Genomic DNA, 14,711 nt, shown 5'->3' on the forward strand with positions numbered 1-14,711 from the left:
GATGCAGGTCCAATATATCAGTGCCTTCACCGTCGTTCTCGAAGTGCTGTCGCGCTTCTGGCCGGTCTGGATCGCGCTCATCATCGTCATGGGGGCGAGCTTCGCCTACAAGAAGAAGCTCGCGCTCTACGGCCAGCTGTTCGACAGCGGCGTCGGCATCGTCGGTGTCGGTATCTGCCTGTTCTGGCTGTTCACGGCGATCTTCGCGGCGACCATCTCGCCCTTTGATCCGCTGGCCCAGATCCCCGTGATGAAGGACGTGCTGCCGGGCGCGGTCGAGCCGCAGTCAGGTCTGGTCTATCTGTTCGGCGGCGACAAGCTTGCGCGCGACGTGTTTTCGCGCATGGTCTATGGCAGCCAGATCGTGCTGATCATCGCGCCGGCGGCGACCGGCTTCGCGCTGATGGTCGGCATCACGCTCGGCCTGCCGGCGGGCTATTATGGCGGCAAGATCGACACCGTGCTGTCGTTCCTGGCCAACCTCGTGCTGGCCTTCCCGGTGATCCTGCTGTTCTACCTGCTGGTGACGCCGGGCATCATGGACACGCCAATCCCCTATGCCATGGCCGGGGTGTTCTTCCTGTTTCCGATCATCTTCTTCAGCGTGCTGTTCTGGACGCGCTACAAGAACCGGCCCGACCGGATCTACATCCTGCTCGGCATCACCCTGATTGTCGGTGGCTGGATTTATCTCGGCCTGGTGTTCGACAAGGACCCGCTGCACATCGTCCACATCGATCCCAACCAGCTCAACATCTTCGTGGCGGTGGTGTTCGCCTCCAGCCCCGGCGTGTTCCGCATCGTGCGCGGCCTGGTTATGGACATCAAGACGCGCGACTATGTGGCGGCGGCGCAGACGCGCGGTGAATCGCCCTGGTACATCATGCTGTGGGAGATCCTGCCCAATGCGCGCGGACCGCTGATCGTCGATGCCTGCCTGCGCATCGGCTACACAACGATCCTGCTCGGTACGTTGGGCTATTTCGGCCTCGGCCTGGCGCCGGAAAGTCCTGACTGGGGCACGGCGATCAAGGACGCCAGCCGCTTGCTGCGCTCCTTCATCCACCCGGCGCTGCCGCCAACGATCGCATTGATGTCGTTCGTGCTGGGGCTCAACCTCCTGGCCGACTCGTTGCGTGAGCAATCGATGAAAGACTGATTGACGGGCTTCGGCCCGCATCTGGTAAAATTGGATTGGAGCGACCCATGAACGAGGCAGTTCGAAATCCCGCAGAGCCGATCATCGAGATCGAGAACCTGTCGATCTCCTTCTTCACCCGCAAGGGCGAGATACCGGCCGTCATGGATTTTTCCTGCACGGTCATGCCGGGTGAGGCGATGGGTATCGTCGGCGAATCCGGCTGCGGCAAGTCGACCGTGTCGCTCGGCATCATGCGCGACCTTTCCAACATCGGAAAGATCGTCGGCGGCAAGATCAAGTTCCAGGGCAAGGACATGGGCGAGCTGTCCGACGAGGAGCTGCGCGCCATCCGCGGCAACAAGATCGCCATGATCTACCAGGAGCCGATGGCCAGCCTCAACCCGGCGATGAAGGTCGGCCAGCAGCTGATGGAAGTGCCTCTGATCCACGACAAGGTGTCGAAGGAGGAGGCCTACAAACGCTCCCTCGACATGGTACGCGCGGTCAAGCTTCCGGACCCCGAGCGCATGATGCGCTCCTATCCGCACCAGCTCTCCGGTGGCCAGCAGCAGCGCATCGTCATCGCCATGGCGTTGCTGTCGAAGCCGGCGCTGCTTCTGCTCGACGAGCCGACGACGGCGCTCGACGTGACGGTGGAAGCGGGTATCGTCGAACTGGTCAAGGGGCTCGGCGAGAAGTTCGGCACCTCGATGATCTTCGTGTCGCACAATCTCGGCCTTATCCTGGAAACCTGCGACCGCATCACCGTGATGTATTCGGGCGAAGCGGTGGAGACCGGCAAGATCAAGGACGTGTTCGACCGGATGCGCCATCCCTACACACAAGGGCTGTTCCGTTCGATCCCGCTGCCTGGCGCCGACAAGAATTCGCGGCCGCTGATCTCCATCCCGGGGCAATTGCCGCTGCCGCATGAGCGGCCGAAGGGCTGCAATTTCGGCCCGCGCTGCCACCATTTCGTCGAGGGCGTCTGCAACGCCGCCGAGATCCCGATGATCGAGGTCGCTGGCCACGAGGGCCATTTCTCGCGCTGTGTGCGCTTCAACGAGATCGACTGGGAAGCGCTGCCGCCCGGCGCCAAGAAGGTCAATGAGCGCGTTGTGCCCGGCGCGCCGGTGCTCAAGATCGAGGATTTGAGGAAATACTACAAGGTCGGCGGCAGCGAGGTGTTCGGCTCGAGTGAAGGCCGCGTCGTCAAGGCCAACGAGACGATCTCGTTCATGGCGCGCGAATCCGAGACCGTCGCCATCGTCGGCGAATCCGGCTGCGGAAAGTCGACATTGGCCAAGGTGCTGCTCGGCCTGGAGACGGCCAGTGCCGGCACGGTGACGCTGGGCAACAAGCAGATCCAGTCGACCGGCATCGAGAGCCGCAGTGTCGAAACCGTGTCGTCGATCCAGATGGTGTTCCAGAATCCTTTCGACACGCTCAACCCCAGCCATTCGGTCGGCTCGCAGATCATCCGCACGCTGGAGAAATTCAATGTCGGCAAGACGGTTGCTGATCGGCGCAAGCGGATGCTGGAACTGCTCGACCTGGTGAAGCTGCCGCGCGCCTTCGAGACGCGCAAGCCGCGCCAGCTGTCTGGCGGCCAGAAGCAGCGCATCGGCGTGGCACGCGCCTTTGCCGGCGACGCCAAGGTGGTGGTGGCCGACGAGCCGGTCTCCGCACTCGACGTGTCTGTGCAGGCGGCGGTGACCGAACTGCTGATGGACATCCAGCGCAAGAACAAGACGACGATGCTGTTCATCAGCCACGATCTGTCGGTCGTGCGCTACATCGCCGACCGCGTCGTCGTCATGTATCTCGGCTACATCGTCGAGCAAGGCACGACTGACCAGATCTTCGCGCCGCCCTATCATCCCTATACCGAGGCGCTTTTGTCGGCGATCCCGATCGCCGACACCAGCGTGGTGAAGCGACACATCGTGCTCGAAGGCGACATCCCCTCGGCGATGAACCCGCCGTCCGGCTGCCCGTTCCAGACACGCTGCGGCTACAAGAAGCTGGTGCCGGACAATCTGTGCGAGACCAAGGTGCCGCCGGTCAAGCACCTCGGCGACGGCCATATGAGCCTGTGCTGGCTGTCCGACGACGTGCTGGCGACGATGGAGCCGGTGATCAAGTTCGACAAGGAGCACGCTGCCCATGAAGGCGTGCCGGAAGATGCGCCGCATGGCAGCGGCCCGGTTTCGACAGGAACAGCGCCCAACCGTCCGCGTGGCAAAGCGTCGACCGCGGAAGCGGACGAGATCGGCGAGGCCGTGGAGCAGGGCCAGGCTGGGATGCGAGCCCGTCGCAACAAAGTAGTCGACGAGGCTTCCGAAACCGGTGTTAAGAAGCCGAAAGATACGACAAGGCGGCACTAAACCGGGAAGGGTGCTAGTTTTCGCATTGCTGTAGCTGGACGGCGTAGTCGCGGGCCATCTTGTCGGTCGCCCGCGCGTAGCCCTGCACGCCGGCATCGCCGCGATTGCCGCGGCCATAGGCGGTCCAGCCGAGATAGTAGGCGAGGTAGAGATTGTAAGTGTCGTTGCGGGCGACGCCGAACGTGTCTGCCGTCTTGGAATGATACCAGCCGACGAAATCGACGGCATCGGCGAACTTGGTGCGCCGCGCCGCCCAATTGCCGGTTTCGCGCTGATATTGCGACCAGGTGCCGTCCAGCGCCTGTGAGAAGCCGGTGGCCGTGGAGACGTGCTTCCACGGAATGAAGCCGAGCAGCTTGGTGCGCGGCGGCCGGGCGTTGCTCTTGAAGCCGGATTCCTTGCGCACCGTCGCCATCAGCACGGGCACGGGGATGCCGTATTTCTGCGAGGTGCGTTCGGCAGCCGACTGCCAGTTGTCGAACCAGCCGTCATTCTGGTCGAAGACGGCACAGACATTGTTGATGTGGCTGGGCGCGGTGGCGCAGGCCGACAATGCCAGCAGAACGCCAACCGCTACAATTTTACTAAAACTCGACCTACGCATGGGATGAGCAATAGGCCGAAATCATAAAAGGAATCTTGCTGCGTCCGTTAACGCTTCGTCGGCACGAGTGCTCGGCAAAATGCCGTATTGATATTCCGACTCTTCTTGTCGCCTTTTATAAAATGAAACTGCATAAATGCCGCCGTGGCTAAAATCACGCCTGTAAACGGCGTATTTCTGACAGCTTGCCCGGTTTGCCAAGGCTTTGATGCCTGGCATGAACGAACCAAGACGCAAGCGCGGCGCCGAGCGCACCAGCAACCGGGGGCCAGTGCCGATCCCGCAACTGCCGCAAAGGCGGGTGACCAATCCCTATCCACCGATGGCGTTGCTGGCGCCCGATCAGATCGAGGCGATCCACCAGGCGTCGATGCATATATTGGAAAATTTCGGCATCGAGGTGATGAGCCCGCGGGCGCTCTCGCTGTTCGAGAAGGCGGGTGCCAGGGTCGATCACGCCACAGCAAACGTGCGCATCGATCGCGGCATGGTCGACGCGGCGCTGAAGACCACACAGTCCACCTACACGCTGACACCACGCAACTCGGCCAACACGATCCATCTCGGCGGCAACACCATCAATTTCACGCTGGTTGCCGGGCCACCCAATGTGCACGACATGGAGCGCGGCCGCCGCGCCGGCAATCTGCGCGACTATGCGGATCTCACTCGGCTGGCGCAGCATTTCAACTGCGTCCACATGCTCGGCAACCAGGTCTGCGCGCCGGTCGAGCTGCCGGCCAACTCGCGCCATCTCGACACCTATTTCGCCAATCTGACGCTGACCGACAAGAGCTTCCATGTCTCGGCGATCGGCCGGGGCAGGGCGCTGGACGGCATCGAGATGATGGCGATCGCGCGCGGATTGACGCTGGACCAGCTGCGCGACGATCCCGGTATCGCCACCATCATCTCGGTCAACTCGCCGCGCCGCTTCGACGAGATGATGGCCGAGGGCCTGATGACCATGGCCGAGTTCGGCCAGTCGGTGGCGGTGACGCCGTTCACGCTGATGGGGGCGATGAGCCCGGTGACGCTGGCGGGTGCTTTGGCGCAGCAGAATGCCGAGGCGCTGTTCGGCGTCGTGCTGACGCAGCTGGTGCGTCCCGGAGCGCCGGTGATGTATGGCGCCTTCACCTCCAATGTCGACATGAAGTCGGGCGCGCCGGCCTTCGGTACGCCGGAGAACACCAAGGCCAACGTCGCTTCGGGGCAGTTGGCTCGGCGCTATGGGCTGCCTTACCGCACCACGCCCGGTTCGGCCTCCAACGCCGCCGATGCGCAAGGCGCCTATGAAACGCTGATGGCGCTGTGGGGCGCGGTGCTCGGCCATGGCAATCTCGTCTACCACGCCGCCGGCTGGCAGGAGGGTGGGCTGACGGCGTCGTTTGAAAAATTCATCATCGATGTCGAGATGATCCAGCACATGATGGAGTTCCTGCGCCCGATCGTGGTCGACGAGGCCGAGCTTGCCATCGAAGCGCTGGGCGCGGTGCCCACCGGCGGCCATTTCTTCGGCGAGCCGCACACGCTGGAGCGCTACGCCACCGCCTTCTACCAGCCAATACTCTCCAACTGGCAGAATTATGAGGCCTGGCAGGAGGCCGGCAGCCTCGACGCCACGGCACGCGCGACGCGGCTGTGGAAGAAGGCGCTGGAAGACTATGTCGAGCCGGCGATGGATGTCGCCGTGCGCGAAGCGCTCGAGGCCTATGTCGCCAGGCGCAAGGAAGCGATCGGGCAGGGCGAACCGTGACGCCTCCCGTCTTGAATCCATTCCCCCATCCAATCCATTGATATCAGAGAAAAATCCATGAAATCGCATGCAAAGGTCGTGGTCATTGGCGGTGGCGTCGTCGGATGCTCCGTGCTGTTCCATCTCGCGCGCCATGGCTGGACCGACGTGGTGCTGTTGGAGCGTGATGAGCTGACATCGGGCTCGACCTGGCACGCGGCCGGCGGCATGCACACGATCAATGGCGACCCCAACGTCGCCAAGCTGCAGAAATACACCATCAACCTCTACAAGGAGATCGAGGAGCTTTCCGGCCAGGCGACCGGCGTGCACCTGACCGGCGGCGTGCTGCTGGCGGCGACCGAGGCGCGGCTGGACTGGCTGCGCGGCGTCGTCGCCAAGGGCCGCTATCTCGGCATCGAGCTGGAGGAAATCTCGCCGAAGGAGGCGGCCGAACTGATGCCGCTGCTCGACCCCAAGCAATTCGTCGGCGCTGTCCGCAACAAAGAGGACGGCCATCTTGATCCCTCCGGCGTCACCCACGCCTATGCCAAGGCCGCGCGGAAGCTTGGGGCCGAAGTGGAACGCTTCACCAAGGTCGAAGATATCGTGCGGCGACCCGACGGGCTGTGGCGCGTCATTACCAACAAGGGCGAGGTGGTGGCCGAGCATGTCGTCAATGCCGGCGGCCTGTGGGCGCGCGAGGTCGGCCGCATGGTTGGCCTGGAACTGCCGGTGCTGGCCATGGAGCACATGTACCTGATCACCGAAGACATGCCGGAAGTCGCCGCCTGGAACGCCAAGACCGGAGAAGAGATCATGCATGCCGTCGATTTCGACGGTGAACTCTACCTGCGCCAGGAGCGTGGCGGCATGCTGATGGGCACCTATGAGAAAGCCAACAAGCCATGGTCCGAATACCAGACACCTTGGAATTTCGGCCATGAATTGCTGGCGCCCGATATCGACCGCATCGCGCCATCGCTTGAGGTCGGGTTCAGGCATTTCCCGGCCTTCCAGAACACAGGTATCAAGCAAATCATCAACGGGCCCTTCACCTTCGCGCCGGACGGCAACCCACTGGTCGGGCCGGTGCGCGGCCTGCCGGGTTTTTGGGTCGCCTGTGGCGTCATGGCCGGTTTTTCGCAGGGCGGCGGCGTCGGGCTGGCGCTGTCCAACTGGATGATCGAGGGCGATCCCGGTGCCGACATCTGGGCCATGGACGTGGCGCGCTATGGCGACTGGGCGACGATGGCCTACACCAACGCCAAGGTGCGTGAGAACTATTCCAGGCGTTTTTCAATCCGTTTCCCGAACGAGGAGTTGCCCGCCGGACGGCCGCTCAAGACAACGCCGGTCTACGATCTGTTGTCGGCCAAGGGCGCGCAGTTCGGCGTCGCCTATGGGCTGGAAGTGCCGCTCTGGTATGCGCCGGAAGGCATCAAGGATGAGTTCTCCTGGCGCCGTTCAAGCGACTTCGCTCATGTCGCCAGGGAGGTCGCAACGGTACGCGATGGCGTCGGCCTGTCGGAAATCTCGTCATTCGCCAAATACAAGGTGACGGGCGAGGGGGCGTCTGCCTGGCTCGACAAGATGCTCGCCTGCAAACTGCCGAACCCTGGCCGCATGACGCTGGCACCGATGCTGAAGCAGGACGGCAGGCTGATCGGCGATTTCACGCTGGCCAATCTCGGTCCTGACGGCTGGTTCCTCGCCGGCTCGGGTATCGCCGAGCAGTATCACATGCGCTGGTTCGAGGCGCATCTGCCTGGCGATGGCTCGGTCCACATCGAGGCGTTGGGCGCCAAACTCACCGGCCTGGCGATTGCCGGCCCGAAGGCGCGGGAGGTGCTGGCCAAGGTCAGCCGCGCGGATGTCTCCAATGTGGCGTTTCCGTTCATGGCGGTGGCGAAGATGGATATCGGCATGGCGCCGTGCCTGGTCGGCCGCGTCAGCTACACCGGCGATCTCGGCTACGAGATCTGGGTGGCGCCGGAATACCAGCGCGCGGCGTTCAACGCGCTGATGGCGGCGGGCGAAGAATTCGGCATCGGCCTGTTCGGCTCGCGCGCGCTCAATGCGCTCAGGCTGGAGAAGAATTATGGCTCATGGGGACGCGAATATCGGCCGATCTATGGGCCGCTGGAAGCCGGACTCGACCGCTTCGTCGCCTATGGCAAGGAGGCGGATTTCATCGGCAAGGCGGCGGCACTGGCCGAGCGTAAGCAAGGCGGCAAGTTACGACTGCGCAGCTTCATCGTCGAGGCCGACGACGCCGACGTCATCGGCGACGAGCCGATCTGGTTCGGCGGCGCGGTGCGTGGCTGGGTGACGTCGGGGGGCTACGCGCATCATTCGAAAAAGTCGATCGCCGTCGGTTATGTGCCGAAGGAGATCGCCGACGAGAGCGACGGCTTCGAAATCGAGTTGCTGGGCAAGCGTCACGCGGCGCGCATACAGGCGGCGCCGCTGTTCGACGCGAATTTCGAACGGATGCGGGGGTGAGGGCTCACCCCCGCATGGGACATCAGGCCTTGCGGTTGTCCAGCGCAAAGGCGCCGGCGCCGGCAAACACCAGATAGAGGAAGATGAAGCAGAAGGAGATCGCTGCGTCGCCGCCATTGTTGGCCGGGAAGAAGTCGCGCGGCATGTGCGCCGTGAAATAGGCGATCGCCATTTCGCCGGCCAGAAGGAACGCCACCGGACGGGTGAACAGGCCCAGCGCCAGTAGGATGCCACCGGCGAATTCGAGGATGCCGGTGGTGAGCGACAGGCTGTTCAGAGCATGAGGTTGGGCGCTTATCGGAAAATTGAACAGTTTCTGGCTGCCATGTTCCAGGAACTGCAGCGCGGTCATGATGCGCAGGATGCCGAGTGCTTGCGGCTGGTATCTGGAGAGGCTTTCAAAAAGCTTCATCTGAAACTCCATTTTCACCCTCCCGGCCCGGCCATAGATTATCGCCCGGCCATGGACCATTCACTTCCCATGGCATGTCATCAACAATCGGTGATTGGAAACGTTCCCTGGTATGCCCTTTGATATTGTTCTCGTCTGGGTTGCATTTGTATCGCTATGGTTGTATTTGTAAAAACACCTGAAATGTGGGGTTCCCTTGCCATGAAGAAAGTCGTTGTCAGCCTCTTCGCACTCCTTGCAGGCACCAGCTTGGCCATGGCCGAGGACGCCGGCTGCGAGGCCTTCAAATGGCCGGTAACGCGGGAACAGGCGCTGTTTGCCGCGGCGCCCGCAACACCGGCTGGAGCGGCGCTGGCGGTGGGTGCTGCCGCGGATCTGGCCCTGGTCCCGGCGGAGAAAGCCGGTTTTACGCTGCCGCCCGAGCGCGCGCCGGCGGAGGGCACGTTCGGCGCCGTCGCCAGTGTGGAGGTGCCGACCGAGGGGGCTATTCAGATAAGCCTATCCGGCGAGGCCTGGATCGATGTCATTCAGGACGGCAAGGCCATCAAGTCGGCGGGTTATAGTGGGGTGAAAACCTGCCCCGGCATCCGCAAGAGCGTGCGCTTCAAGCTCGCGGCCGGCCCGGCCACCGTCCAGATCAGCGGCGCGAAAAAGGCTGAGCTGAAGGTCGCGGTGCTGACGCCGGAGTAGTTGGCGCGCGAAAGCGGGGAAACGGCCTTTCATCGGTGGTGCGATGAAAGGCCGGCTCGTTTTGCTTCTCGTCAGCGCACCGGCGCCATCAGCGCGAAATGCGCGCCTTGCGGGTCCTGGCATTGCACGATCCAGCTGCCGCCGGGAACCTCCATCGGCCCCATCAGGATCTTGCCGCCATTGTCGGTGACGCGTTTGGCGGCCGCGTCGATGCCTGTGACGTTGAAATAGAACTGCCAGACCGGGACGGGAATTTGCGCAGGCTTGTTCATGATGCCGCCGCCGGATTCGGGGCCGGCCGTAAAAGTCTGGTATATGCCCATCGGGCCCATGTCGAAATCGCCGGCATTGGCCCAGCCGAACTGGCCGGAATAGAAGTCGAACGCGGCCTTCCAATCGCTGGTGTAGAGCTCATGCCAGCCAATATGCCCAGGCGTGCTGGCCGGCACCACAGGCTGGTCGGGGCCGTTGGGCTGCAGGAACATGAAGGTCGCGCCTTGTGGATCGGCAACGACGGCAAACCGGCCAACGCCTGGAATGTCGTCGGGCTGGCGATGAACGGCGCCGCCGGCCTTGGTTAGTGATGCCGTGGCGGCATCGACATCCTTCGTGTGGATATAGCCGACCCAGGCCGGCGGCGTACCCATCTTGGCGGCGTCCTCGGGCATCGTCATCAGCCCGCCGACGCCGCGTTCGGCGGAATTTACAACGATGTAGCGCGGCATGCCCGGCGCCTTGTCGAAGGGCTGCGCCGTCCAGCCGACCACCTTGGTGTAGAAGGCTTCGGCGGTGTCGAGGTCTGATGTCATCAGCTCGTACCAGAAGAAGGGCATCGGGGATTTCGGCATGGTCGGTCTCCTCACCGTTCAGCATCGATCGTTGTTCGATCCATCGCAGGACGATCCTGGCGACGGAAATCCGACAACCGCCCAACCAATAATGTCTGCCCATGACATGCGTTCCCCGGTTGCATGCCCTGCGGTTTTCGATTTCTGTACGGCAAGGGGGTTGTTCATGCGCAAGATGTCGCTCACGCCTGAGCTTGTTGCACTGTGCCACAGGGAAGAGGCCGATCCAGGCCCGGACCCAAGCTGGACGGAGCTGAACGACGAGGACTTCCGGACGCTTGCCATGCGGCTATCGGGAGAGGCAGACGAGGGGCCGCTCTGGGTGTTCGCCTACGGGTCGCTGATCTGGAAGCCGGAATTCGATTCGGTTGAGCAGCGGCTCGCCACGGCCTTCGGCTGGCACCGCTCCTTCTGCCTCGACATGGTGCGCTGGCGCGGCAGTGCCACGCAGCCGGGGCTGATGATGGCGCTCGAACGCGGCGGACGCTGCAACGGAGTGATCTACCGCTTGCCGGAGGGCGAAAAACCGGCCCAGATCGAAAGGCTGCTGCGGCGCGAGATCAGCGACCATGAAAGCATCAGCTCGGTCCGGTGGCTGCCGGTGCATACGGCGCAAGGCGCGCTGCGGGTGCTCGGTTTCTGGGTTGGCGTCAAGGGCCGGGGAACGTCGCTGAGCCAGCCGCTGGACAAGGTGGCAAGCATATTGGCCAGGGCCTGCGGCCATATCGGCTCCGGCGCGGAATATCTCTACAACACGGTCAGTCACCTCGAAGCATTCGGCATCCATGACCGCAATCTGTGGCGGTTGCAGGAACTGGTGGCGGACGAGGTCCGGGCCATCCATCGCCGGCCCGTCGATCCAGGCCATTCGTCGGTGCTGCCAGAACCATCGCCTGCGTCATAACATGAGTAAAAAAATCATGTTTTTATTCAGTCTTTTCAGCGACTTGCGCCGAAAATTGACCAATTGATAAAAAAATAAAACGTGCTAGCCTTCCCCAAAACGAAAACATGGGGAACTGACAATGCCAGAAGGCCAGTTCAAGGAAGGTATCGTCGGCGGCCGGCTTGCTGCCGACCAGTATGCGGACAATTTCTCCGACCTGCATCCGCCGCTCGATCATCACGAGGCGCTGGTCGAATCCGACCGCTGCTATTTCTGCTACGACGCGCCCTGCATGAACGCGTGCCCAACTTCGATCGACATTCCGCTGTTCATCCGCCAGATCTCGACTGGCAATCCGATCGGGTCGGCCAAGACCATCTTCGACCAGAACATACTGGGCGGCATGTGCGCTCGCGTCTGCCCGACGGAGACGCTGTGCGAAGAAGTCTGCGTGCGCGAGATCGCCGAGGGCAAGCCGGTGCAGATCGGCCGCCTGCAGCGCTACGCCACGGATGTCGCGATGGCCGAGAACAAGCAGTTTTATCCGCGCCCGGAAGCGACCGGCAAGTCGGTTGCCGTGGTCGGCGCCGGCCCGGCCGGCCTTGCCGCCGCGCACCGGCTCGCCCGCCATGGTCATGACGTCACCATCCTCGAGGCGCGGCCGAAGGCCGGCGGCCTCAACGAATACGGCATCGCCGCCTACAAAAGCGTCGACAATTTCGCCCAGGCCGAGGTCGACTATGTCACGGCGATCGGCGGCATCGACATCCAGAACGGCAAGGCGCTCGGCCGCGACTACCAGCTCTCAGACCTGATCCGCAATTACGATGCGGTGTTCCTCGGCATGGGGCTTGGCGGCGTCAACGCGCTGCGCGCCGATGGCGAGGATGCAGCCGGCGTCACCAATGCGGTTGAGTTCATTGCCGAACTGCGCCAGGCCAGCGATCTCTCCGGCCTGCCGGTCGGCCGCCGCGTTGTCGTCATCGGCGGCGGCATGACGGCGATCGACGCCGCGGTGCAGTCGAAGCTGCTTGGCGCCGAGGAGGTGACGATCTGCTACCGGCGCGGCCAGGAGCACATGAACGCTTCCGGCTTCGAACAGGATCTGGCCGCCGCCAACGGCGTCACCATCCGCCACTGGCTGCAGCCGAAGCGGGTGATCGCGGAAGGTGGGAAGGTGTCGGGCATCGAACTCGAATACACCGCGCTCAATGGCGACAAGCTCGCCGGCACCGGCGAGACGCTGACGCTCGTTGCCGACCAGGTATTCGCTGCGATCGGCCAGAATTTTGTCCCTGCCGCCCTCAACGGCAGCGGTGCCTCGATCGAGCTCGAAGCCGGCCGCATCAAGGTCGATGCGGAAGGGCAGACATCGCTGGTCAAGGTCTGGGCCGGCGGCGACTGCATCTTCGGTGGCGACGACCTGACCGTCTCGGCCGTGGCGCAAGGCCGCGATGCGGCGGAGAGCATCAACCGGGCACTGCGATGATGGCGCCGATCCTCACTGCCGTCATCGGCACCGCGGCAATGCCGGCGGCTTCGCCGGACTATTGGCTCTACACGCAATGGTGCGACCGGCAGGGTGAAGAGCGGATGTTCGTCGAAGCGTCCGGGGTCGGCTTCAACGAGCACACGATCTGCCAATGGACGTCCGGGCCGCCGACTGGCGACCTGGTACAAACGACGGTTTCATGCGCGAACGTCTATCTCAACGGAGACGAGACCGTGCGCATGGACGAAAGAATGGTCAGGCTGGAGGCGCGCAAGGGCGATCCGGACAAGATCACGGTAACGGTCGAAGGCGAACCGCCGTCGGTTTTTCTTCGATGCGAGGAATGATCCGGCTACGATAGGCAAAGGTGGCGGCAAGCCCGCCACGGCCAGAGGAGAAAGACCCATGGCAGACATCCGCAACAATTTCGTCGGCATCAAATCGCCCAACCCGTTCTGGCTGGCCTCGGCGCCGCCGACCGACAAGGCCTACAACGTCATCCGCGCCTTCAAGGCAGGGTGGGGCGGCGTGGTGTGGAAGACGCTGGGCGAGGAAGGGCCGCCGGTGGTCAATGTCAACGGCCCGCGCTATGGCGCGATCTGGGGCGCGGACCGCCGCCTGCTTGGCCTCAACAATATCGAGCTGATCACCGACCGCGACCTGCAGGTCAATCTGCGCGAGATCAAGCAGGTCAAGAAGGACTGGCCCGACCGAGCCATCGTCGTCTCGCTGATGGTGCCCTGCGTCGAGGAGAGCTGGAAAGCGATCCTGCCGGTGGTCGAGGAGACGGAAGCCGACGGCATCGAGCTCAATTTCGGCTGCCCGCACGGCATGTCGGAACGCGGCATGGGCGCCGCCGTCGGCCAAGTGCCGGAATATATCGAAATGGTGGTGCGCTGGTGCAAGGCCAACACCCGCATGCCTGTGATCACCAAGCTGACGCCAAACATCACCGATGTGCGCAAGCCGGCGCGCGCGGCACACGCCGGCGGCACCGACGCGGTGTCGCTGATCAACACCATCAACTCGATCACCGGTGTCGACCTCGACAGTTTCGCGCCGCAGCCGACAATCGATGGCAAGGGCTCGCATGGCGGCTATTGCGGCCCGGCGGTGAAGCCGATCGCCATGAACATGGTCGCCGAGATCGCGCGCGATCCTGAAACCCACGGCCTGCCGATCTCCGGCATTGGCGGCATCACCACCTGGCGCGACGCGGCCGAATTCATGGCGCTTGGCGCCGGCAATGTGCAGGTGTGCACAGCGGCGATGACATACGGCTTCAAGATCGTGCAGGAGATGATCGCCGGCCTTGAAAACTGGATGGACGAGAAGGGCCATGCCTCGCTCGACGACATCGTCGGCCGCGCCACGCCCAACGTCACCGACTGGCAGTATCTCAACCTCAATTACATCGCCAAGGCGCGTATCGACCAGGACGCCTGCATCAAATGCGGCCGCTGCCATATCGCTTGCGAGGACACTTCCCACCAGGCGATCACCAGCATGGTCGACGGCGTCAGGCATTTCGAGGTGATCGAGGCCGAATGCGTCGGCTGCAATCTGTGCGTCAATGTCTGCCCGGTCGAGAACTGCATCACCATGGAGCCGCTGGCGGTCGGCGTGATGGACCAGCGTACCGGCAAGCCGGTGTCGCCGATCTACGCCAACTGGACGACGCACCCGAACAACCCGATGGCCAAGGTGGCTGCGGAGTAGGGCTGCCTTCGCAGAATTTGGGTTCCTCGCCCCACGAAGTGGGGAGAGGTGGCCCGGCGAAGCCGGGACGGAGAGGGGACTTCGGGACGACTGGGAACTTACCCCAGGCTCCTGATCGCCTGTCTATCTTGTTCGCGCCTCATTCTTCGCCGGTTCTGACTTTGTGGAGGTCGTCCCCCTCTCCGTCCCGGCTTCGCCGGGCCACCTCTCCCCCGCTTCGCGGGGTGCGAGGTACCCAAGTTCTGTGAGCCATCGCGAATATTGGGATAGTTCTAGTTTTCTATTGCAGATA

13 protein-coding genes are annotated in these 14,711 nt (G+C 63.1%); 9 read left to right on the forward strand and 4 right to left on the reverse strand.

What is annotated here, in order from left to right; translation table 11 throughout:
- The first annotated feature begins 1 nt into the window (after position 1).
- The gene (locus AC1DX4_RS19585; protein WP_477221853.1) at positions 2–1,159 is read left to right on the forward strand and encodes an ABC transporter permease; all 1,158 of its coding nucleotides are present in this window, start codon (positions 2–4) and stop codon (positions 1,157–1,159) included.
- Between the two features lie 47 nt (positions 1,160–1,206).
- On the forward strand, positions 1,207–3,528 hold the full coding sequence (locus AC1DX4_RS19590; protein WP_477221854.1) for a dipeptide ABC transporter ATP-binding protein: 2,322 nt from the start codon (positions 1,207–1,209) through the stop codon (positions 3,526–3,528).
- A gap of 13 nt (positions 3,529–3,541) precedes the next feature.
- Here AC1DX4_RS19590 and AC1DX4_RS19595 read toward each other — a convergent pair whose 3' ends face one another.
- On the reverse strand, positions 3,542–4,132 hold the full coding sequence (locus AC1DX4_RS19595; RefSeq protein WP_477221855.1) for a transglycosylase SLT domain-containing protein: 591 nt from the start codon (positions 4,130–4,132) through the stop codon (positions 3,542–3,544).
- Between the two features lie 21 nt (positions 4,133–4,153).
- On the reverse strand, positions 4,154–4,351 hold the full coding sequence (locus AC1DX4_RS19600; RefSeq protein ID WP_477221856.1) for a hypothetical protein: 198 nt from the start codon (positions 4,349–4,351) through the stop codon (positions 4,154–4,156).
- On the opposite strand from AC1DX4_RS19600, the gene AC1DX4_RS19605 reads away from it, so the two are divergent.
- Positions 4,350–5,888, forward strand: a complete 1,539-nt coding sequence (locus tag AC1DX4_RS19605) for a trimethylamine methyltransferase family protein (RefSeq protein ID WP_477221857.1) — start codon at positions 4,350–4,352, stop codon at positions 5,886–5,888. The genes AC1DX4_RS19600 and AC1DX4_RS19605 overlap by 2 nt on opposite strands.
- A gap of 57 nt (positions 5,889–5,945) precedes the next feature.
- Positions 5,946–8,372, forward strand: coding sequence for a GcvT family protein (locus tag AC1DX4_RS19610; RefSeq protein WP_477221858.1), 2,427 nt, complete (start codon positions 5,946–5,948; stop codon positions 8,370–8,372).
- A gap of 22 nt (positions 8,373–8,394) precedes the next feature.
- On the opposite strand, the gene AC1DX4_RS19615 is transcribed toward AC1DX4_RS19610, so the two are convergent.
- A complete protein-coding gene (locus AC1DX4_RS19615) occupies positions 8,395–8,784 on the reverse strand; it encodes a DoxX family protein (protein WP_477221859.1) in 390 nt (129 codons plus the stop codon).
- A gap of 201 nt (positions 8,785–8,985) precedes the next feature.
- Between AC1DX4_RS19615 and AC1DX4_RS19620 the strand changes: the two genes are divergently transcribed.
- Positions 8,986–9,474 carry a hypothetical protein gene (locus AC1DX4_RS19620; protein WP_477221860.1) on the forward strand — a complete coding sequence of 163 codons (489 nt, stop codon included), beginning with the start codon at positions 8,986–8,988 and terminating at the stop codon, positions 9,472–9,474.
- A gap of 71 nt (positions 9,475–9,545) precedes the next feature.
- Here AC1DX4_RS19620 and AC1DX4_RS19625 read toward each other — a convergent pair whose 3' ends face one another.
- Complete coding sequence (locus tag AC1DX4_RS19625; RefSeq protein ID WP_477221861.1) at positions 9,546–10,322, reverse strand: VOC family protein; 777 nt, start codon at positions 10,320–10,322, stop codon at positions 9,546–9,548.
- Between the two features lie 166 nt (positions 10,323–10,488).
- On the opposite strand from AC1DX4_RS19625, the gene AC1DX4_RS19630 reads away from it, so the two are divergent.
- The 4 genes from AC1DX4_RS19630 to preA all read left to right on the forward strand — a co-directional run bounded on the left by AC1DX4_RS19630 (position 10,489) and on the right by preA (position 14,419).
- Positions 10,489–11,226: a gamma-glutamylcyclotransferase gene (locus AC1DX4_RS19630; RefSeq protein WP_477221862.1), complete on the forward strand. Its 738-nt coding sequence runs from the start codon at positions 10,489–10,491 to the stop codon at positions 11,224–11,226.
- A gap of 121 nt (positions 11,227–11,347) precedes the next feature.
- Positions 11,348–12,697: an NAD(P)-dependent oxidoreductase gene (locus AC1DX4_RS19635; protein ID WP_477221863.1), complete on the forward strand. Its 1,350-nt coding sequence runs from the start codon at positions 11,348–11,350 to the stop codon at positions 12,695–12,697.
- Positions 12,694–13,047, forward strand: a complete 354-nt coding sequence (locus AC1DX4_RS19640; protein WP_477221864.1) for a hypothetical protein — start codon at positions 12,694–12,696, stop codon at positions 13,045–13,047. The genes AC1DX4_RS19635 and AC1DX4_RS19640 overlap by 4 nt, the downstream gene beginning before the upstream one ends.
- A 58-nt stretch (positions 13,048–13,105) precedes the next feature.
- On the forward strand, positions 13,106–14,419 hold the full coding sequence (gene preA, locus AC1DX4_RS19645; RefSeq protein WP_477221865.1) for an NAD-dependent dihydropyrimidine dehydrogenase subunit PreA: 1,314 nt from the start codon (positions 13,106–13,108) through the stop codon (positions 14,417–14,419).
- Positions 14,420–14,711 lie beyond the last annotated feature (292 nt).

It is taken from the genome of Mesorhizobium sp. P3_A8 (genome assembly GCF_056402995.1).

Bases quoted from the DNA above. Each gene is read 5' to 3' on its own strand.
- AC1DX4_RS19585 (WP_477221853.1), top strand. From the start codon at position 2: ATGCAGGTCCAATATATCAGTGCCTTCACCGTCGTTCTCGAAGTGCTG.
- AC1DX4_RS19590 (WP_477221854.1), top strand. From the start codon at position 1,207: ATGAACGAGGCAGTTCGAAATCCCGCAGAGCCGATCATCGAGATCGAG.
- AC1DX4_RS19595 (WP_477221855.1), bottom strand. From the start codon at position 4,132: ATGCGTAGGTCGAGTTTTAGTAAAATTGTAGCGGTTGGCGTTCTGCTG.
- AC1DX4_RS19605 (WP_477221857.1), top strand. From the start codon at position 4,350: ATGAACGAACCAAGACGCAAGCGCGGCGCCGAGCGCACCAGCAACCGG.
- AC1DX4_RS19600 (WP_477221856.1), bottom strand. From the start codon at position 4,351: ATGCCAGGCATCAAAGCCTTGGCAAACCGGGCAAGCTGTCAGAAATAC.
- AC1DX4_RS19610 (WP_477221858.1), top strand. From the start codon at position 5,946: ATGAAATCGCATGCAAAGGTCGTGGTCATTGGCGGTGGCGTCGTCGGA.
- AC1DX4_RS19615 (WP_477221859.1), bottom strand. From the start codon at position 8,784: ATGAAGCTTTTTGAAAGCCTCTCCAGATACCAGCCGCAAGCACTCGGC.
- AC1DX4_RS19620 (WP_477221860.1), top strand. From the start codon at position 8,986: ATGAAGAAAGTCGTTGTCAGCCTCTTCGCACTCCTTGCAGGCACCAGC.
- AC1DX4_RS19625 (WP_477221861.1), bottom strand. From the start codon at position 10,322: ATGCCGAAATCCCCGATGCCCTTCTTCTGGTACGAGCTGATGACATCA.
- AC1DX4_RS19630 (WP_477221862.1), top strand. From the start codon at position 10,489: ATGCGCAAGATGTCGCTCACGCCTGAGCTTGTTGCACTGTGCCACAGG.
- AC1DX4_RS19635 (WP_477221863.1), top strand. From the start codon at position 11,348: ATGCCAGAAGGCCAGTTCAAGGAAGGTATCGTCGGCGGCCGGCTTGCT.
- AC1DX4_RS19640 (WP_477221864.1), top strand. From the start codon at position 12,694: ATGATGGCGCCGATCCTCACTGCCGTCATCGGCACCGCGGCAATGCCG.
- preA (WP_477221865.1), top strand. From the start codon at position 13,106: ATGGCAGACATCCGCAACAATTTCGTCGGCATCAAATCGCCCAACCCG.